17 protein-coding genes are annotated in these 20,056 nt (G+C 70.6%); 1 reads left to right on the top strand and 16 read right to left on the bottom strand.

Translation table 11 applies throughout. The features are described from left to right. From obgE to ABZ911_RS25170, 5 genes are all read right to left on the bottom strand, one after another. Entirely contained in the window at positions 1-1,353 is a 1,353-nt protein-coding gene (gene obgE, locus ABZ911_RS25190; protein ID WP_358060463.1) for a GTPase ObgE, read from the bottom strand. A gap of 189 nt (positions 1,354-1,542) precedes the next feature. Further along, positions 1,543-1,800: a 50S ribosomal protein L27 gene (gene rpmA, locus ABZ911_RS25185; RefSeq protein WP_012893687.1), complete on the bottom strand. Its 258-nt coding sequence runs from the start codon at positions 1,798-1,800 to the stop codon at positions 1,543-1,545. A 15-nt stretch (positions 1,801-1,815) separates the two neighbouring features. Further along, complete coding sequence (gene rplU / locus ABZ911_RS25180) at positions 1,816-2,118, bottom strand: 50S ribosomal protein L21 (RefSeq protein WP_049575732.1); 303 nt, start codon at positions 2,116-2,118, stop codon at positions 1,816-1,818. Between the two features lie 252 nt (positions 2,119-2,370). Beyond that, positions 2,371-5,112 (bottom strand): Rne/Rng family ribonuclease, encoded by a 2,742-nt coding sequence (locus tag ABZ911_RS25175; protein WP_358060460.1) that lies wholly within the window; start codon positions 5,110-5,112, stop codon positions 2,371-2,373. Between the two features lie 158 nt (positions 5,113-5,270). Further along, entirely contained in the window at positions 5,271-6,023 is a 753-nt protein-coding gene (locus tag ABZ911_RS25170) for a TIGR03936 family radical SAM-associated protein (protein ID WP_358060457.1), read from the bottom strand. A gap of 174 nt (positions 6,024-6,197) precedes the next feature. Here ABZ911_RS25170 and ABZ911_RS25165 point away from each other — a divergent pair, with 174 nt between their 5' ends. Continuing rightward, positions 6,198-7,022, top strand: a complete 825-nt coding sequence (locus ABZ911_RS25165) for a sugar nucleotide-binding protein (RefSeq protein ID WP_358060454.1) — start codon at positions 6,198-6,200, stop codon at positions 7,020-7,022. On the opposite strand, the gene ABZ911_RS25160 is transcribed toward ABZ911_RS25165, so the two are convergent. The 11 genes from ABZ911_RS25160 to ABZ911_RS25110 form a co-directional block, all read right to left on the bottom strand. After that, a complete protein-coding gene (locus ABZ911_RS25160) occupies positions 7,015-8,925 on the bottom strand; it encodes a TIGR03960 family B12-binding radical SAM protein (protein ID WP_358060451.1) in 1,911 nt (636 codons plus the stop codon). The two genes, ABZ911_RS25165 and ABZ911_RS25160, sit on opposite strands and share 8 nt — an antisense overlap. Positions 8,926-8,945: 20 nt before the next feature. Then, positions 8,946-10,109, bottom strand: coding sequence for a rod shape-determining protein RodA (gene rodA, locus ABZ911_RS25155; RefSeq protein ID WP_358060448.1), 1,164 nt, complete (start codon positions 10,107-10,109; stop codon positions 8,946-8,948). Beyond that, positions 10,106-12,151 (bottom strand): penicillin-binding protein 2, encoded by a 2,046-nt coding sequence (mrdA, locus tag ABZ911_RS25150; RefSeq protein WP_358060862.1) that lies wholly within the window; start codon positions 12,149-12,151, stop codon positions 10,106-10,108. Before mrdA ends, rodA begins: the two co-directional genes overlap by 4 nt. Before the next feature lie 5 nt (positions 12,152-12,156). Continuing rightward, complete coding sequence (mreD, locus tag ABZ911_RS25145) at positions 12,157-12,621, bottom strand: rod shape-determining protein MreD (RefSeq protein WP_358060445.1); 465 nt, start codon at positions 12,619-12,621, stop codon at positions 12,157-12,159. Further along, positions 12,618-13,565 carry a rod shape-determining protein MreC gene (gene mreC / locus ABZ911_RS25140; protein WP_358060442.1) on the bottom strand — a complete coding sequence of 316 codons (948 nt, stop codon included), beginning with the start codon at positions 13,563-13,565 and terminating at the stop codon, positions 12,618-12,620. Before mreC ends, mreD begins: the two co-directional genes overlap by 4 nt. Continuing rightward, positions 13,565-14,596 (bottom strand): rod shape-determining protein, encoded by a 1,032-nt coding sequence (locus tag ABZ911_RS25135; RefSeq protein WP_358060439.1) that lies wholly within the window; start codon positions 14,594-14,596, stop codon positions 13,565-13,567. Before ABZ911_RS25135 ends, mreC begins: the two co-directional genes overlap by 1 nt. A gap of 256 nt (positions 14,597-14,852) precedes the next feature. Then, positions 14,853-15,263, bottom strand: coding sequence for a nucleoside-diphosphate kinase (gene ndk, locus ABZ911_RS25130; protein WP_358060436.1), 411 nt, complete (start codon positions 15,261-15,263; stop codon positions 14,853-14,855). A 145-nt stretch (positions 15,264-15,408) separates the two neighbouring features. After that, positions 15,409-17,091, bottom strand: coding sequence for a hypothetical protein (locus tag ABZ911_RS25125; RefSeq protein WP_358060433.1), 1,683 nt, complete (start codon positions 17,089-17,091; stop codon positions 15,409-15,411). 11 nt (positions 17,092-17,102) lie between these two features. Next, positions 17,103-17,444, bottom strand: a complete 342-nt coding sequence (locus ABZ911_RS25120; RefSeq protein WP_358060430.1) for a DUF4233 domain-containing protein — start codon at positions 17,442-17,444, stop codon at positions 17,103-17,105. After that, on the bottom strand, positions 17,444-18,763 hold the full coding sequence (locus ABZ911_RS25115) for a folylpolyglutamate synthase/dihydrofolate synthase family protein (RefSeq protein WP_358060427.1): 1,320 nt from the start codon (positions 18,761-18,763) through the stop codon (positions 17,444-17,446). The genes ABZ911_RS25120 and ABZ911_RS25115 overlap by 1 nt, the downstream gene beginning before the upstream one ends. A gap of 369 nt (positions 18,764-19,132) precedes the next feature. Then, positions 19,133-19,408, bottom strand: coding sequence for a metalloregulator ArsR/SmtB family transcription factor (locus ABZ911_RS25110; RefSeq protein WP_358060424.1), 276 nt, complete (start codon positions 19,406-19,408; stop codon positions 19,133-19,135). Between the last annotated feature and the right edge of the window lie 648 nt (positions 19,409-20,056).

Genomic DNA, 20,056 nt, shown 5'->3' with positions numbered 1-20,056 from the left:
CTATCCGAGCCGGTTGTCCGTGCCCCGAGGTCCTGTGTGAATGGATTCGGCGTTGAGTGTGGGCTGCCAGTCGAAGATGTAGCCGTCCTCCATGGACCCGATGATCACTTCGGCTCCGGCGACGGCGCCCGCCTTGACCAGCTCGACCTCGACGCCGAGGCGTTCGAGACGGTCGGCGAGGTAGCCCACGGCCTCGTCGTTGGTGAAGTCGGTCTGCCTGATCCAGCGCTCCGGCTTCTCACCGGTGACCTGGAACTGCCGCTCGGTGACCTTGCGCACGGTGAAGCCGGCGGCGCCGAGCTGCCTGGGCTTGAGGACCAGGCGGGTCGGCTCCTCGATCGGCCTGGCGGCCCTGGCCGCGGCCACCCACTCGCCCATCGCGAAGGTGAACTCGCGCAGGCCCTCGTGCGTGGCGGCGGAGATGCTGAAGACCTTGAGCCCGCGCTCCTCCAGGTCGGCCCTGACGATGTCGGCCAGCTCGCGGGCGTCGGGTACGTCGGCCTTGTTGAGCACGACCATGCGCGGCCGGTCGTCGAGCTTGCCGTAGGCCTTCAGCTCGGCCTCGATCACCTCGTAGTCGGTGATCGGGTCGCGGCCCGGCTCCATGGTGGCGCAGTCGATGACGTGCACCAGCATGTCGCAGCGCTCGACGTGGCGGAGGAACTCGTGGCCGAGCCCCTTGCCCTGGGAGGCGCCGGGGATGAGGCCGGGCACGTCGGCGACGGTGAAGACGGTCTCGCCCGCGGTGACCACGCCCAGGTTGGGGATGAGCGTGGTGAACGGGTAGTCGGCGATCTTCGGCCTGGCGGCGGAGAGCGCGGCGATGAGCGAGGACTTGCCGGCGCTCGGGAAGCCGACCAGCGCCACGTCGGCGACGCTCTTCAGCTCCAGCAGGGTGTCGAGCCCGTCACCCGGCTCGCCGAGCAGCGCGAAGCCGGGCGCCTTGCGCTTGGCGGAGGCGAGGGCGGCGTTGCCGAGCCCGCCGTGGCCGCCCTCGGCGATCACGTAGCGGGTGCCGGCGCCGACCAGGTCGACGATGACCTCGCCGGTGGCCGCGTCCTTGACCACGGTGCCGTTCGGCACGGGCAGGATCACGTCGGCGCCGTTGGCCCCGTCGCGGTTGGCGCCCGCGCCCTGCTTGCCGTTGTCGGCCTTGCGGTGCGGACGGCGGTGGTAGTCGAGCAGCGTGGCGGTGTTGGCGTCGACCTCGAGGATCACGTCACCGCCGCGCCCGCCGTTGCCCCCGTCCGGGCCGCCCAGCGGCTTGAACTTCTCCCGGTGTACGGAGGCGCAGCCGTTCCCTCCATCACCGGCCTTGATGTGGAGGACCACCTGGTCCACGAAGTCCGGCATATCCGCCTCCCCTTCTGATCGTTCGGACAGGCTCAGGATGCTCCAGCCCGGCCCTCGGCACGCGACCGGGACGCCGCCCTGTGGACGACGCCTGCCGCGCGGAGAGGAGCTGTGGACAACCCCGAACACGAAACAAGGGGTGGATCGTAGAACGATCCACCCCTCAGGTAACGCCTAGCGGAAGCGGATTTACTCCGCGACCGGGACGATGCTCACGGCGCGACGGCCGCGCTTGACGCCGAACTGCACGTGACCCGCGGCCAGTGCGAACAGCGTGTCGTCGCCACCGCGGCCGACGTTGTCGCCGGGGTGGAAGTGGGTGCCACGCTGACGGACGATGATCTCGCCCGCGTTGACCAGCTGGCCGCCGAAGCGCTTGACGCCCAGGCGCTGAGCGTTGGAGTCACGGCCGTTCCGGGTGGACGACGCGCCCTTCTTGTGTGCCATCTCTCATACTCCCGATCAGGCCTGGTCGATACCGGTGATCTTCACCTGGGTGTACCGCTGGCGGTGACCCTGGCGCTTCTTGTAACCGGTCTTGTTCTTGTACTTGAGGATGCGGATCTTGGGGCCCTTGGTCTCACCGAGGATCTCGGCGCTCACCGTGAACTTGCCCGCCTCCGTGGTGACATCGCCGTCGTTGACGACGAGCACCGTCGGCAGCGAAACCGAAGAACCTACCTCGCCGGCGACCTTGTCCACCTCGAGGACGTCACCGACGGAGACCTTCTGCTGCCTGCCGCCGCAACGAACGATCGCGTACACCGCGGAACCCTTCTGCTGTGTTGTTAAGATCCCCGGCCCGCCAAAAGACGGACCGCTTAACTCCTGAATGCTGCGTCCGGCTCCCGGCCGCAGTCTGGAACCGACGAGCCGAGCGATCGCGCACTAACAGGGCACGTCACCGACGCACCGATTGACAAGGGTACCGGATTACCGGGGCCCTGGTCGAACCGGGCGGATCGTCGGCAGTCAACCTGAAGACCTCCGGCGGCACAGAGCGCCGCCGGAGTGTCGTCATTCGGCTGACTTGGTTCGGCGGGAGCGTCGCCGCCCCCTGCCAGAAGTCTGGTTCGCCTGGTCGTCCTCTGTCGGGACGTCTTCAAGCGCACCGGTCACGGTATCACGGCCATTGGGGTCCTTGGCCGCGGAAACCTTCTCCGCGACCGACTTCTCGATGGCCATCTTGCCCTGCGTGCCGCGCGGCTCGGGCTTGCCCTCGACCGGCTCGGCCGAGACGATCACCCCGCGGCCGTTGCAACAGTCACAGGGCGTCGAGAAGGCCTCCAGCAGCCCCTGTCCGACCCGCTTGCGCGTCATCTGCACGAGACCGAGCGAGGTGACCTCGGCGACCTGGTGCTTCGTCCTGTCGCGCGCCAGGCACTCCAGGAGCCGCCGCAGCACGAGGTCGCGGTTGCTCTCCAGCACCATGTCGATGAAGTCGATGACGATGATGCCGCCGATGTCGCGCAGCCTGAGCTGGCGGACGATCTCCTCGGCCGCCTCCAGGTTGTTGCGGGTGACGGTCTCCTCGAGGTTGCCGCCCTGCCCGGTGAACTTCCCGGTGTTGACGTCGACGACGGTCATCGCCTCGGTCCGGTCGATGACCAGCGACCCGCCCGACGGCAGCCACACCTTGCGCTCCAGCGCCTTGCCGAGCTGCTCGTCGATGCGGTGGGCGGCGAAGACGTCGCCGTCGTCCGCCCACTTCGTCAGCCGGTCCGCCAGGTGCGGGGCGACGTACTTGACGTACTCCTCGACCGTCTCCCACGCCTCCTCGCCCTGGACGACCAGCGAGGTGAAGTCCTCGTTGAACACGTCGCGGACCACCCGGACCGTCAGGTCGGGCTCGGAGGACAGCAGCTCGGGCGGGCTGGCCGACTTCGCCTTCTTCTGGATGGCCTCCCACTGCGCGGACAGCCTGGCCACGTCGCGGCCCAGCTCGTCCTCCGAGGCGCCCTCGGCGGCCGTACGGACGATCACACCGGCGTTCTCCGGCATGACCTTCTTCAGGATGCTCTTGAGCCGCGTCCGCTCCTTGTCGGGCAGCTTGCGGCTGATCCCGGTCATGGAGCCGTCGGGCACGTACACCAGGTAGCGGCCCGGCAGCGAGATCTGCGAGGTCAGGCGGGCGCCCTTGTGGCCCATCGGGTCCTTGGTGACCTGCACCAGTACCGACTGCCCGGACTTCAGCGCGGCCTCGATGCGCTTGGGCTGACCCTCCAGGCCCGCGGTGTCGAAGTTGACCTCGCCGGCGTACAGGACCGCGTTGCGCCCCTTGCCGATGTCGACGAACGCCGCCTCCATCGAGGGCAGTACGTTCTGCACCTTGCCCAGGTAGACGTTGCCCACGTAGGACTGGCTGGCCTCGCGGTTGACGTAGTGCTCGACGAGGATGCCGTCCTCGAGCACCGCGATCTGGGTACGGTCGCCCACCCGCCGCACCACCATCATCCGGTCGACCGACTCGCGCCTGGCCAGGAACTCGGACTCGGTGATGATCGGCGGACGCCTGCGGCCCAGCTCGCGCCCCTCGCGGCGGCGCTGCTTCTTGGCCTCCAGGCGGGTGGACCCGCGCACGCTGGTGACGCCGTCGGCGGAGATCTCCATCGACGAGGAACGGCCCGTGCGGGGCGCGCGGATGCGCACCACGGTGTTGGGCGGGTCGTCGGTGGCCGGCTCCGCGCCGTCGTCGCCGCCCCTGCGGCGGCGCCTGCGCCTGCGGCGCGAGGAGGATCCCTCCTCCTCCGCCTGCGCGTCGTCGGACTGCTCCTCCTCTTCGGAGTCCTCGCCCTCGTCGTCGCCGTCCTCGGAGTCGTCGCGCTCGCGCGACTTGCCCCTGCCCCGGCCCCCGCGGCGGCGCCGGCGACGGCGACCGCCGTTCTCGTCGTCCTGTTCGGCGTCGAGCTCGGCGGCCTCGACGTCCTGCTCCTCGTCGGCCTGCTCGTCCTCGGCCGCTTCGTCCTCGACGACCGGCTTGACGGGCCTGACCGGCTGCGGCGGCTCGACCGGCCTGGCCGGCTGGGCCTGGCTCGGGTCGGGCGCCTGGAACAGCGGCGCGAAGATGGCCGCGGGCCGCTGGAAGGCGGTGCCGGGCTGGCTCTGGCTCTGCGCGGCGAACCCGAACGGGTCGGCCAGCAGGCCCGGCCTGCCCACCGGCTCCTCGTCGAGGTCCTCGCCGGCCGGCTCGTCGTCGAGCGGCTCGGGCTCGGGCAGTTCCTCGAGCAGTTCGACCGCGACCGCCTCGACCGGCGACTCGGGCTCCACCGCGCTCTCGGCGGCCTCGTCGGCCTTCTTCCGCGTCCGCCGCCGCTTGACCGGCGCCTCTTCCACGGGCGCCGCCTCGACGACCCCGTTCACGGGCGCGGCGGCGGCCTCCGCCACCACCTCGTCGATCACGGCCTCAGCCTTCTTGGTGGTACGGCGACGCGCGGTCGTCGTGGTCGCCCTGCTCCTCGTGGCTCGCTTCGGCGCGGCCTCAACGGGCGCGGCTTCGACCGGCGCGGCCTCAACCGGCACGGTGTCGACCGGCACGGCCTCGGCAGGCGTGGACGCCACCGGCGCGGCCTCGGCGGGCACGACCGGCGCCACCTCGGCGGCGGCCTTGGTCACAACGGCCGGGGCGGTGTCGTTCTCCGGCGGCTCGGGCGGCGGCCCGGCGGGCCTGCTGGCCGCGCGGCGGCGCCGGGTCGTCGCGGGCGACTGTGTGGATTCGTCGTCAGGGCCGTTGGCCCCGGTGTTGGGCTCGTTGTCGAGCATGCGGGCGCTCTCCCGTCAGCCCCCGGGCGCGTCGCCGCGCCGCGCAGGGGCTCTCGTGTCTCGTTGTCCGCCCGGCCTCCGAAGAGGCGCGAGCGCCAAGTCCTGTCAACGGTCGAGCCCTCCAGACCTCGCCCTGCGCGAGGCCCACAAGACCCTTCCTATCCGGCGACATGCACGTCAGCCGGTCCCATGTCGCCGCCGCGCGTCATGTCGCGGTCCAGGTCGAACGGGTCGGCGGGCGCACCGGTTTCCGCGTCCAGCGGCCCCTGCGCCAGCCTGGTCACCTCGGGAGGGACCGGCGGCGCGAAGTCGGCCACCAGGCGCAGGCCTGTGAGCACGTCGTCGGGTCGAACGGCAGGAGTCACGTGCCGAACAACCATGCGCAGTATGACACACGACCGTCCTGGCACCTGAGCTGCGGTTCCTTCTGTTCCCTCGGCCACCGCGAGCGTCAGCACGGCTTCGCGGGCGTCGAACCGGCGGGGACCCTTCTTGGTGAGCCGTTCCACCTCGACGCTGTCGGCGGCGAGGAACTTCGCCACCGCCGTACTCGCGAGGTCCGCGTCGGCCTCTGGCAGGCGTAGCTCCCAAGCCGATCCCTCCAGGCGGTCGGCCAGAGCACCGGCTCTTGCCTCGACGACGTCGAGCACGTCGAGGCCGGGAGGGAGCGAGGCGTCCAGGTCCGCGCGAATCCTGCCGGGCTCGCACGTCTCGGTCACGCCGATCTCAAGGTACTCGGCTTCGCTGGCGACACCCGTGGGTGCCGCGCCCGCGTAGGAGATCTTCGGATGGGGAGAGAAGCCCGCGCTGAAGGCCACCGGGATGCCGGCCCGCCTGACCGCCCTTTCGACGGCGCGGGAGATGTCACGGTGGCTGGTGAAGCGCAGACGTCCGCGCTTGGCATAGCGCACGCGAAGGCGCTGCACCGTAGGCGCGGGCGGAGGCCCATCGGGAACAGGTTTCAGAGCTTTGTCGTCCTTCCCGTGCTTTCTTCGTTCGGTTCTTCCTCCCAGGATAAGGCCGCCCGCGGACCTCAATCCCATGGCTGCGCCAGCCGATCATGACCCGGTGCCAGAATGGCCCGCATGACAAGGCTGCTGGTGACCGGCGCGAGCGGATATGTCGGACGTGCGGTCGTCAGACTCGCCACCGCCCAAGGCTTCGAGGTGTACGGCACCCGCGCCTCCCCCGACCTCACCTGGCACCGCCTCGACGTCTCCGACCGCGCCCGCACCCTGGAACTCGTCACAGCCCTCGCCCCCACCGCCGTCGTCCACGCCGCGGCGGGCAGGCACCTTAACGACTGGGCGGTCATCGCCGACGGCGCGGCCAACGTCGCGGTCGCCGCCCGCGAAGCCGGCGCCCGCCTGGTGCACATCTCCACCGACGCCGTCTTCGGCGCGGGCCAGGCCCCCTACCCCGAGTCCGCCCTCCCCTGCCCGGTCAACCTGTACGGCGCGGCCAAGGCGGCCGCCGAGACCGCGGTGCGCGCCGTGTCCCCGGACGCCGTGATCGCCAGAACCTCCCTGGTCCTCGGCGACGGCGACAGCAAGCACGAACAGCATGTCCGTGAACTGGTCGCCGACCCCGGGCGCGGAGTCCTGTTCGACGACGCGCTGCGCAACCCGGTACACGTCGAGGATCTGGCGGCGGCCCTGGTCGAGCTCGTCTCCCTCGACCACGAGGGGGTCGTCCACCTGGGCGGCGCCGACGCGATCAGCCGATACGAGCTGGGCCGGCTGGTCGCCGTGCGCGACGGACTGGACCCGGGGCGGGTCCCGGCGGGCAGCGCGGCCGGGCTTGGCGTGCCGTACCCGCTGGACACGCGGTTGGGCGGTGAGGTGGCGCGGCGGGTGCTGCGCACCCGCCTGCGCGGGGCCGCGGAGTTCCTGCGGCCCGGGGTCAGATGACGCTGAGCGGCAGCAGCTTGCGGCCCGTGGGGCCGATCTGGATCTCGGTGCCCATCGTCGGGCAGACGCCGCAGTCGTAGCACGGCGTCCAGCGGCAGTCCTCGACCTCGACGTCGTTGACCGCGTCCTGCCAGTCCTGCCACAGCCACTCGCGGTCGAGCCCGGCGTCGAGGTGGTCCCACGGCAGGACCTCGTTCTCCTCGCGCTCGCGGGTGGTGTACCAGTCGACGTCGACGCCCGCCACCTCGGCGGCCTTCATCCAGCGCTCGAAGGAGAAGTGCTCGCTCCAGCCGTCGAAGCGGCCGCCGTCCTCCCATGCGGCCCTGATGACCGCGCCCACGCGCCGGTCGCCGCGCGAGAGCAGGCCCTCGACGATCGACGGCTTGCCGTCGTGGTAGCGGAATCCGATGGCCCGGCCGTACTGCTTGTCGCCGCGCAGGGAGTCGCGCAGTTCCTTCAGCCGCTGGTCGACGGTCTCGGCGTCGCACTGGGCCGCCCACTGGAACGGCGTGTGCGGCTTGGGCACGAACCCGCCGATCGACACCGTGCAGCGGATGTCGCGCGAGCCCGTCGCCTCCCGGCCCGCCTGGATGACCTTCTTGGCCAGGTCGGCGATGCCGAGGACGTCCTCGTCGCGCTCGGTGGGCAGGCCGCACATGAAGTAGAGCTTCACCTGCCGCCAGCCCTGGCTGTAGGCCGTGGTGACGGTGCGGATCAGGTCCTCCTCGGTGACCATCTTGTTGATCACCTTGCGCATCCGCTCGGAGCCGCCCTCGGGCGCGAACGTCAGGCCGGAGCGCCGGCCGTTGCGGGAGAACTCGTTGGCCAGGTCGATGTTGAACGCGTCGACCCGGGTGGAGGGCAGCGACAGCGAGGTGTTGGTGCCCTCGTAGCGGTCGGCGAGCCCCTTGGCCACCTCGGCGATCTCGGAGTGGTCGGCCGACGACAGCGACAGCAGGCCGACCTCGTTGAAGCCGGACTCCTTGACGCCGTTCTCCACCATGGCGCCGATCGTGGTGATCGACCGCTCCCGGACCGGCCTGGTGATCATGCCCGCCTGACAGAACCGGCAGCCCCGGGTACAGCCGCGGAAGATCTCCACGCTGAACCGCTCGTGCACCGTCTCGGCCAGCGGGACCAGCGGCTTCTTTGGGTACGGCCACTCGTCGAGGTCCATCACGGTGTGCTTGTGCACCCGCCACGGCACCCCGCTGCGGTTGGGCGCGACCCGCTTGATCCGGCCGTCCGGGTGGTAGTCGACGTCGAAGAACTTGGGCACGTAGACGCCGCCGGACTCGGCCAGCCGCATCAGCAGCTCGTCGCGCCCGCCGGGCGAGCCCTCGGCCTTCCACTCACGGATGACCTCGGAGATGGCGATGGCGATCTGCTCGCCGTCGCCGAGCACGGCCGCGTCGAGGAAGTCGGCGATCGGCTCGGGGTTGAAGGCGGCGTGGCCGCCCGCCAGCACGATCGGGTCGTCGTCGCCGCGCTCGGTCGCGAGCAGCGGGATACCGGCCAGATCGAGCGCGGTGAGCATGTTGGTGTAGCCGAGCTCGGTGGAGAACGACAGGCCGAGCACGTCGAAGGCGCGCACCGGACGGTGGCCGTCCACGGTGAACTGCGGCAGTCCGTGCTCGCGCATCAGCGCCTCGAGGTCGGGCCAGACCGAGTAGGTGCGCTCGGCCAGCGTGCCCGGCAGCTCGTTGAGGATCTCGTACAGGATGGCCACGCCCTGGTTGGGCAGGCCCACCTCGTAGGCGTCCGGATACATCAGGGCCCAGCGGACGTCGGCCTCGTCCCAGTCCTTGACCGTGGAGTTGAGCTCACCTCCCACATACTGGATCGGCTTCTGCACCTTGGGCAGGAGCGCTTCCAGACGGGGAAACAGCGACTCGACAGACATGCCATCAAGGGTAGTCGACCTCAGAAGGACTGTTCCCTCATGCGGATCGCCTGGAGCAGGCCGACCGCGATGAGGTTGGCGAACGTCGCGGTCCCGCCGTACGACACGAAGGGCAGGGGCAGGCCGGTGATCGGCATGATGCCGATCGTCATCCCGATGTTGACGAACGATTGGAAGGCCATCCAGCACACGATCGTCCCGGCCACGATCGTGCCGAACCGGTCCTCGCACCGCTTGGCGATCTGCAGCCCGCGCAGCAGCACCACGCCGAGCAGGACGACCACGGTGACCGAGCCGAGGAAGCCGAACTCCTCCCCCGCCACGGTGAAGATGAAGTCCGTGTGCTGCTCGGGCACGAACCGGCCGGTGGTCTGCCCACCTTCCAGCAGCCCCTTGCCGAACAGTTCGCCGGAGCCGATCGCGATCAGCGCCTGGGTGCTGTTGTAACCCACCCCGCGCGGGTCCACGCTCGGGTCCAGGAAGGCGGTGAACCGCGCCACCTGGTACGGCTCCAGCACCTCCATGAACCACACGCACGCCGCCCCGGCCACCGCCACCAGCGTCAGCCCGATCATCCACCGCTTGCGCACCCCGGCGACCACCATCGCGCTCGCCGTGATCACCGCGAGCACCAGCGTGGTGCCGAGGTCGGGCTGCAGCATCACCAGCCCCATGGTCACCGCCGCCGCCACCAGCGAGAAGACCAGGTCGAGCCCGCGCGGCCGGTCGGTGCCCTCGGCCGGCTGGGCGAGCAGCATGCCGAGCATCAGCAGCAGCCCGAGCTTGCCGAACTCCGACGGCTGCACGGCGAACCCGCCGCCCAGCATGATCCACGAGTGCGAGCCGTTGACCGTCGACCCCAGCGGCGAGATCACCAGGACGAGCCCGATCAGCGTCAGCAGGTACACCATCGGCGAGTAGGCGCGCAGCAGCCGGTGGTCGACCGTCGCCACCGCGCACGCCATGGCCGTGCCGATGGCCAGGTTGAGCATGTGCTTCTTGACCAGCCCGGTCGCGCCCGGCGCCCAGGTCCTGGTGGAGGACCACACCAGCAGTGTGCCGATCACGCACAGCGCGGCGACCGCGACCAGCAGCACCCCGTCCACCTGCCACACCGCCGACTGCGTCCCCACCGCGCGCCTGCCGAACGGCCTGCGGCGGGTCAGCGCGCTCCGGCCGGTCACCGGGCCACCGTGCCGTCCCGCTTGATCATCGGCAGCACGGCGACCGGCTTGCCGTCCGGCAGCGCCGCCCCGGCGGCCTCGCCCTTGGGCGTGAACCCGTAGATGCCTTCGTAGATCTCGCGTACGGCGGGCGCCGCCGTCGACCCGCCCATGCCGCCCTGCGACACCATGACCACCACCACGAACCTCGGCTTCGACGTCGGCGCGAACGAGGCGAACCAGGAGGTGTCCTCCTTGCCCCACACCTCCGCGGTACCGGTCTTCCCGCCGACCCTCACCTTGTCCATCGGGAAGCCGCTGAAGGCGCCGGCCGCCGTACCGTCGGAGGCGACCTCGCTGAGCGCGCCCTTGATGTAGGCCCGCTCCTTCTCCGTCAGCGGCAGCTTGCCCCGCACCGGCACCGGGATCTCCTTGACCAGCGTGCCGTCCGGGCGGACCAGCGCCCAGCCCACCCGCGGGCTGCGCAGCCGCCCGTCACCGACCAGCGCCGCGTACGCCGAGGCCAGTTGCAGCGGCGTCACCAGCACGTCGCCCTGCCCGATGGAGAAGTTGGCCGCGTCGCCGGGCCGCAGCAGGTAGCCCTCCAGGCAGTTCTCGTAGGCGAGCCGCTTGAGGAAGGCCGCGCGCGTCTTGTCCGCCACCTCCGGGTACCCGGTGCGTGAGCGCTTGCAGGTGTCGGCGCTGGTCGCCGCCCACAGGTCCTTCTTCCAGGTGCGGTCCGGGATGCGTCCCGCCGACTCGCCCGGCAGGTCGATACCGGTCGGCCGGCCGAACCCGAACGCCCTGGCCATCGCCGCGAAGCGCTCCTGCGGCGCCTTCTTCGGCCGCAGCCCGCCATCGCGCAACCACTGCTCGTAGGAGGCCTTGTAGAAGATCGTGTCGCACGACCGCACCAGCGCCGTGTGCAGGGTCAGCGTGCCGAGCCCGATCCCCCGGAAGTTGTTGAAGGGCCGGTCGCCCACCATGAAGGACCCCGGGCAGTCGTACTTCCCGTTCAGCGGGTAGCCCGCGCGCAGCATCGCCGACACCGACGACACCTTGAACGTCGAACCCGGCGCGAACTCACCCTTCATCGCCCGCGACACCAGCGGCTTGCCCGCCTTCTCCGACAGCAGCCGCTGGTACTCCGCCTCCGAGATGCCGCCCGTCCAGATCGCCGGGTCGTAGCCGGGCGCGCTGGCCAGCGCCACCACCCGGCCGGTGCGCACGTCGAGCACCACGCCCGCGGCCCCGTCGGCCTTCGGCGCCCGCTTCATCGCCCCGTGCACCGCCTTCTCGACCACCGCCTGGACCCGCGAGTCGATGCTGGTGATGAGCGTGTCGCCGCTCGTCGGCGCGACCTGCCGCTCCACCCCGATGGCCTTGCCGAGCCGGTCGACCTGCACCCGCCGCAGCCCCGGCGTGCCGCGCAGCGCGTGATCGTAGACCGACTCCAGCCCGTCCCGCCCGACCAGGTCCACACCGGAGAACCCGGCCTTGAGCCGGTCGCGCTTCTTCAGCTCCTCCTGGGTGACCGGCTGCAGGTAGCCGAGCATCTGCGCGCCCGCCTTGCCCCCCGGGTACTCCCGCACGGCCTGCACCTCGGCGCTGACCCCCGGGAACTCCTCCTGCCGCTCCAGAATCTGCAACGCCTCACGCGTGCTGACCTTCTCGTCGATCGGAATCGGCTGGTACGGCGAGCCCGGCCAGCACGGCCGCGTCACCCCGGGACCGCACGACCGAAGCCGCCGCTCCAACTGCTTGACCGGCCGATCGAGCACCGCGGCCAGCCTGCGCAGCACCGCGTCCCCGTCCTTCATCCTGCTGAGCAGCGTCCGGTCCACCGAGACGACCAGCGCGGTGCGGTTGCGCACCAGCGGCTGCCCGGCCGCGTCCAGGATCTGCCCGCGCACCGCGGCCACCATGACGTCCCGCGTCCTGGTCTCCGCCGCCGCCGAGACGAACTCGGCCCCGCTCATCACCTGCACCTGCCACAGCCGCACCGAGAGCACCGCCAGCATCGACAGGACCAGCACGTGCAGCACGACCAGCCGGGTACGCATCCTGTTCACGGCGTGTACTCCAGCGACCGGGCGCGCAGGCTCACCCAGATGACCACGGGCGCGACGACCAGCGTGTACGCCGCGGTGACCGGGACGACCGTGGCCAGCGACGTCATCGTCACCCGGGGATCACCGATCAGCCCGCCCACCGCCGCCGCCAGCACGGGCGCGGCCAGCACGCACAGGATCACGGTCGGCACCACGCCGCGCACCCCCCAGCCCGCGACATAGCCGACCAGGGCGAACACGAACGCGTACTGCCCCAGCACGTGCGCGGTCGGCGGCACCAGATCGACGAGCAGCCCGGCGCAGAACCCGATCACCGCACCGGCCACCGGGCCGCGCAGCAGCGCGATGCCGATGACCGCGAGCAGCACCAGATCGGGCGCCCCGTTCGCGGGCAGCGCCATCCGGTTGACGATCGTGACCTGCAGCAGCAACGCCGCCACCAGCACCAGAGCGGGAATCACCGCCGCCCCTCCTTCACCGGGTCCGCCTCCTTCTTGACCGGCTCCTCCTTCTTGCCCGGAGCCGCCGTCCTGGCCGGAGCCGCCGTCGGCAGCACGGCGTCCCGCGGATCCCGCGCGGGCGCCCGCACCACCACCCCGACCACGTCCAGCGCGGTCAGATCGGCGTACGGCCTGGCGTAGGCGATGCGGGTCAGCTCCCCCGGCGTGGCCTCCACCCGCTCGATGACCCCGATCGGCACCCCGGGAACGTACGGCGCGCCGCGCTGGGAGCCGAAGCTGACGATGCGGTGGCCGGGCGTCAGCGTGGCCGTCGAGTCGAGCAGCCGGAAGCGCACCAGCCTGCCGTACTCGCCGACGCCGTTCACCACCCCGATCTCGTTGCCGCCCTCCAGCCTGGCGCCCGCCGAGGAGGCGGGGTCGCTCAGCAGGACCACGGTCGCCGTCGACGCCGACACCCGCACCACCCGCCCGACCAGGCCGTCCCCGTTCAGCACGGTCATCTCGGGACGGACGCCGTCGACGGTGCCCGCATCGATCTCCACCGCCTCCTCGAACCCCGGCTGCCCCCGGCGGGCGATCACGTGCGCCGCCACCACCCGGTAGCCGCCGAGGCCCGCGACGCCCAGCATGCGGCGCAGCTCGGCCGAACGGGTGTGGTCAAGGCGGCCCGCGACCACGTCGTTGCGCAGCCTGGCGTTCTCCGCCTCGAGCTCCAGGATGCGCCTGCGGGCGTCGGGGGCGCCGGTGACGGTCTCGGCGAAGTCGCCGAACGGGCGGACCAGGTTGGCGCCCAGGCGCTCGGCCGTGCCGAACAGCCAGGCGCCGACGCCGCGCAGCGGGCCCAGCGGAGAGGCGTCGCCCGTGCGGTGGTCGACCGTGACGAGCACGAGCGCCGCGGTGAGCAGCAGTCCGAGGATCAGCCTGGCGCGGCGCGTGTCCCGCATCAGTGCCGGGGCTCCGGAACGAGCACTTGCTGCAGCTCCTCGAACTCCTCCACACACTTGCCTGAGCCGAGCGCGACCGAGTCCAGGGCGTTCTCCACCAGGTGCACCGGCATGCCCGTCTCGTCCCGCAACCGCTCGTCCATGCCCTTGAGCAGGGCCCCGCCCCCGGTGAGCGCGATGCCCCGGTCCATGAGGTCGCCGGACAGCTCGGGCGGGCACTTGTCCAGCGTGGTCTTGACCGCGTCGACGATCGTGTTGACCGGCTCCTCGATGGCCCGGCGGATCTCCTCGGCCGACACCACGATCGTCTTCGGCAGCCCGCTGACCAGGTCACGCCCGCGGATCTCGGCATGACACTCGTCGTCGCTCCTGCGCGCCGAGCCGATCGCCATCTTGATCTCCTCGGCCGTCCGCTCGCCGAGCATCAGCGAGAACTCCTTCTTCGCGAAGGTGATCACCGCCTGGTCGAGCTCGTCGCCGCCGACCCTGATCGACTGGCTGGTCACCACGCCGCCCATCGAGATGATCGCCACCTCGGTGGTGCCGCCGCCGATGTCGACGACCATGTTGCCGGTCGGCTCGTGCACCGGCAGCCCGGCGCCGATCGCGGCGGCCATCGGCTCCTCGACGATGTAGACCTTGCGCGCGCCCGCCTGGTAACCGGCCTCCTTGACCGCGCGCTGCTCCACACCGGTGATGCCGCTGGGCACCGCGATGATGATGCGCGGCTTGGCGAAGTGGCGGCGTTTGTGGACGCGCTGGATGAAATACCGGAGCATGCGCTCGGTGACGTCGAAGTCGGCAATGACGCCGTCCTTCAACGGGCGCACGGCGACGATGTTGCCCGGCGTGCGGCCGATCATCCGCTTCGCTTCGATGCCGACCGCCACGATCTTGCCCGTGGTGGTGTTGATCGCGACTACGGACGGCTCGTTGAGCACGATGCCGCGGCCACGCACGTATACCAAGGTGTTGGCGGTGCCGAGATCGACCGCCATATCACGGCCGAGAAAGGCGAGCTTGCTGCCCATGGGGAACGAGGCCTTCCGTAACGACGTTCGCGGATAATTACGGATCGCATTTGAATCGTAACGTGACGTACCCGCCATGGGCCGTGGCGAGCGTATGCTCACCGGAAAAATCTCCGCCTCTCTCCTTCATCCCCCGTTGGCCGGGAATGAGCCGCCGTTGACCTTTCCGCCGACAACACCGGCGATACCGGGCCTGGAAACGCGAACGGCCGCCGCCGCATCCCTCTCGGATGCGGCGGCGGCCGGGACGGTCCGCTTAGAAACGGTCCGGGAAGAAGATCTTGATCTCACGGGCCGCCGACTCGGCAGAGTCCGAACCGTGCACGACGTTCTCGCCGATCTCCAGGGCGTGGTCGCCGCGGATGGTGCCGGGCGCCGACTTCACCGGGTCGGTGAGCCCGGCGAGCGCGCGGAAGGCCTCGACGGCGCGCGGGCCCTCGAGGACCATGGCGACCAGCGGGGCGGAGGTGATGAAGTCGACCAGCTCGCCGAAGAACGGCCGCTCGGCGTGCTCGGCGTAGTGGGTCTTGGCGGTCTCGGTGTCGAGGGTGCGCAGGTCCATCGCGACGACCTTGAGGCCCTTGCGCTCCACGCGGGCGATCACGTCTCCGATGAGGCCACGCTTCACCCCGTCGGGCTTGATCAGGACAAGAGTGCGCTCGGACACTTGAGGTTCTCCTTTGAACAGAGTCGGGGTCGCGGAATGCGGCGAGTTTCTCGTGCCCTCGCTCCGTGAGGACATCTGTCCTCGTCTCCTGCGAATGCGAGTCCGAGCTTACCGCCCTCCGAGGATTTCCCGTTCTCCCGGTGATTCAGGTGGCGGCGGAGTCCTCGGGAGACTGCGCGGGCTGCGGCACCACGGGCATCGGCCCCGTCGACTCGCCCTGCCCGCCGACCAGCTTGTCCTCCCTGCCCGCGAGACGACGCGCCCGCTCCGGCCCCTCAGCGCCCTTCTCCCGCCCTGCGGCGGCATCCGAGCCCGCTACGCCGGGCGACCGTGCCGCCACGCTCCAGGACGCCTCACCGGTGCCGCCGTGACGCTCCTCGCCGCCGCCGGCACCCGCAGTACCGGCGGCGAGGTCGGCCAGCGCCGTACGGCCCGCCGAGCGGCGCGCCAGCACCGCCGCCAGCACGATCACCGCGACCACCAGGAACCCGCCGATCAGCGCCCACAGATGCAGGGCGGAGACGAACGCGTCGACCAGTTCCTGTGGCGACGTGGCCCGCCGCAGCCAGCTCACCTGCACACCCGTGCCCAGCAGGTAGCCGCCCAGCACGCCCGGAAAGCACAGCGAGAGCCCGAACAGCGAGGCGCCGATCCCCGCGACGCGGAGCGCGGCGGTCAGCGCCACCGCCGCCCCCACCGCGAGCAGCAGGAACGGCACCACCAGCAGCAGCCCCTGCGCGACCGGCACCATCAGCCGCACCGCGCACATGCCGAGCACGATCGCGACCAGCCCCGCGCCGGACAGCAGCTGCATCGACCCCAGGTCAAGCCGGCTCACCACCACCGCGGCCAGCACCGCGCCCACCCCCGAGATCAGGAACGGCGCCCACAACCCCGACAGCCCGGGACCACCGAGACCGCCCAGCTCCACGTTCGTGATCTGCGCCGCGGTGGGCAGCAGCACCACGCCGACGGCCACCATCGCGTAGGCGAGCGAGCGCCCCGACGGCCCCTCGAAGGTGCCGATCGAGGCCAGCGCGAGCAGCGCGACGACGGACAGCAGCGCCGCCAGCACCACCATGTGCTCGGGCCAGTTGTAGGTGGTGCCCACGGCGAGGATCGCGATGCCCGCCGCCGGCACCACCGACAGCGCCAGCCGACTGCGCTCGACCGGCTCCGGACCGGGCACGCCCGGCGACCCCCGGGTCAGCCAGAGCGCCAGATAGACCGCCGCGAGCCCGAGCGACACCCCGGACAGCACCGGGTACGGCTGCAGCGTGATCTGCCAGGCGGTGACGTTGTCGAGCGGCCACAGCGCCATCGCCTGGGCGGCCAGCAGGCTGACGGCCAGCATGCCCGCCCAGAGCGCGCGCAGCACGGGCGTCCTGTCCCAGGCGGCCACCAGCGTCGCGGGGATCAGCAGCCCCGCCCCCACACCGTGCAGCACGCGCAGCAGGCCCACCAGGAACGCCGAACCCGCATACCCGCCAGCCGCGTCGGCGACCGCCAGCAGGGCCAGACCGCCCACCATGATCGGCGCGGCCTTCGTCCGCCGCACCGCGACCGCGGCGAGCGGAACCGTCAGCATCATCGCCGGCAGGGCGAGCCCGTGGGCGCGGATCAGCCCCAGCTTGTCGATGTCCACCGGCAGCAGGTTGCCGACCACCGAGACGGTGTTGGGGATCGAGACGATCGCCAGTGGCAGGGCGGCCACGATGAGCAGCCCGAGAACGACGTCGGGCAGCCAGGCGAACCTGGCCGCTTCGATAGATCCCGCGGAGTCGGCAGCCGCCGGCTGCTGGGACCGCTGAATTGGGGGGACGGCCATGTAGGCCGACTTTAGCGGGAAGTCACGCCTTCGACACGGCGAGCGACGAATATCGCCGTGACCCAGAGCACCGCGAAGATCGCCCCGAGGAAGAACATCGCCGGCACGAGGAACCCCGTGCAGATCGCCAGCACCTGCACGACACTGCCCGCGATGTACGCGAAGGGCCGCTTCAGCAACCCCGCGACCAGCACGCAGAGCACGGCCATGCCGATGCCGACCGTCACCGCGAGGGCCGGTTCGACACCGCCCACACTGATCGCCACCGGCGTCATGAGCCCGACGACGATCGCCTCCATGCCGAGCACCGTGGAGCAGAGCCTGCGCATGCCCGGCGTGACCTGGAAGTTCATCAGACGCCTTCCACCTTGAGCAGGTGTCTGGCGTCGCCCGCGGTCACCACCGACCCGGTGATCAGCACCCCCGCTCCGCTGAACTCTCCCTCGGCATCCGCGATGCCGATACCCCTGTCGATGGCGTCGTCGAGCCGCTCGACGAGGTGGACGCGCTCGGCGCCGAAGACACCCTCGGCCAGCTCGGCGAGCTCGGCCGCGGGCATGGAGCGGGGCGAGGAGTTCCGCGTCACCACGATCTCCTCCAGCATCGGCTCCAGCAGCTCCAGCAGGCCGCTGACGTCCTTGTCCGCCATCACCGCGACGACCCCGATCACCTTCGCGAAGTCGAACGCCTCGTGCAGCCCCTCCAGAGTGGCCACCATGCCGCCGGGGTTGTGGGCGGCGTCGATGACGACCGTGGGATTGCGACGGGCCACCTCCAGGCGTCCCGGGGAGCTGGCCTGGGCGAACGCCTGCCGGACCAGTTCCACGTCCAGCGGGTCGTCGCCGCCGGTGAGCGCCTCGACGGCGGCCAGGGCGCAGACGGCGTTGCTCGCCTGGTGCTGGCCGTACAGCGGGAGGTAGACGTCGTCGTACACGCCCTTGAGGCCCTTGAGGGTCAGCAGCTGGCCGCCCAGCGCGACCTCCCTGGCCAGCACGCCGAACTCCAGCCCCTCGCGGGCCACGACCGCACCCACCTCGGCGGCCCTGCGCATCAGCACCTCGGCCGCCTCCAGCTCCTGCTGGGCGAGGATCACCGTCTGGCCGTCCTTGATGATGCCCGCCTTCTCACCGGCGATCGCGGTGAGGTCGGAGCCGAGCCGGTCGGTGTGGTCCAGCGAGATCGGCGTGATCACCGCCACGTCGCCATCGACCACGTTCGTAGCGTCCCAGGTGCCGCCCATACCGGTCTCGATCACCGCGACATCCACCGGGGTGTCGGCGAAGGCCGCGTACGCCATGGCCGTGAGCAGCTCGAAGAACTGGATGCGACGGCCCTTGGTGTCGTTCAGCTCGACGAACGGGGCGAGCTCCTCGTAGACCTCCGCGAACCGCTCCTCGCTGATCGGCTCGCCGTCCACGCTGATCCGCTCGCGCATCGACACCAGGTGCGGGCTGGTGAAGCGGCCCACCCGCAGATTCCGCTCCCGCAGCAGCGCCTCGGTCAGCCGCGCCGTGCTCGTCTTGCCGTTCGTCCCCGCGATGTGCACGACAGGGTACGACTGCTGGGGCGAGCCGAGCAGATCCATGAGAGCGGCGATCCTGTCCAGGGTCGGCTCGAAGTCCCACTCGACCCCGCGTTCCAGAATGGCCCGCTCAACCGCACGATATTCCACCCTCCAACCCTACTGACCCCCCAGCCCACCTCCGCCTTCCGCACGACCCACAGCGCCTCCAGCCAGCCCTTTGCGCGACGTGAACGGGCCATTTCTCGCGCTGCCGCACGGCACGATGGAATCCGGGGCGACGGATCCGCGCGGAATCGCACGGCAGAACCGGGGACCCGGGATCCGCAGGGGCACCGCACGGTAGATCTGGGGACTGGGGACCCGCGGGGCACCACATGGTAGTTCCGGGGACCCTGGGCCCGCGCGGCACCGCACGGTGGGACCAGGACCAGCGATCGGAAGTCTGGACGACGATATCCGCATGGGCGTGGCATGACGGATCCCCGCACGGCCGACGCGTCGGCTGTCTGGCGCCGACTACGAGACCAGCGCCCCTCGGCTCAACTCCTGCAACATCTCCGCCACCCCCACCAGCGCCTGCGGCACCAGCGAATAGCAGATGGTGGTGCCCTCCCGCCGAGTCGTCACCAGCCCGGCCTCCCGCAACACCTTGAGATGCGCGGAAACGGTCGGCTGACTCACATCGAACTCGTCGGTGAAGTCACACGCACAGATATCGCTCTCCCTGGCCAGCCGCCGCACAATACCCAGCCGAACAGGATGAGCCAGCGCACGAAAAATCTCAACCTCCACAACATGAGCGTATCGCCCCGCCCCTATATACCTGCCGGCACTCCCCCACACGGTCCCAGGAGCACCTCCCCACCAGGCACCACGCCCCTCCTAGAACCGCGCCTCGCACCTCACACGCACTCTGGCGCTACCAGGGCATCGCCGACAAGCCCCCACAGGGCCAGCTGCGGTTCTCGGAAGCGATCCATCGATCAGAGCTAAATGTCTGGAGGGCGTAGAGGTCCCGACGATTCGAGGTCCCGAGGATGTCGAGGATCCTGGCAGAGGTCCCGAGGATTCGAAGGTCTGAATGCGAACGCGAGGGCCTGAAAACGCGGGTCTCGAGGTTCTGAATCTGGCTCATGTCGCCCCGCCGGTCCCGCGAACCCAGGCGGCAGGAGGAGAGCACCAAGTCCGGATACCAGCTGTGTAACGCCGAAAACCACGCGGAGGGCCACCCCCAGACGAAATTACCGCCCTGGACGGGTGGCCCTTCGCCTCTCGATACCCGGTCGCATATCAATACCCGGAGTTCGGGTATCGATAAAGCGAAGGGGAAACGACGAAAGGGCCACCCCGTCCGAGGTGGCCCTTCACATACCAAACAAACCGGGAGGGAAACGAGAAAGGGCCACCCCAGAAGGGTGGCCCTTTCTTAAAGATTGTGCG

The organism is Nonomuraea sp. NPDC046570 (assembly GCF_040645915.1).
Classification (GTDB): Bacteria; Actinomycetota; Actinomycetes; order Streptosporangiales; family Streptosporangiaceae; genus Nonomuraea.
This window is presented reverse-complemented; position numbering and strand designations above follow the sequence as displayed.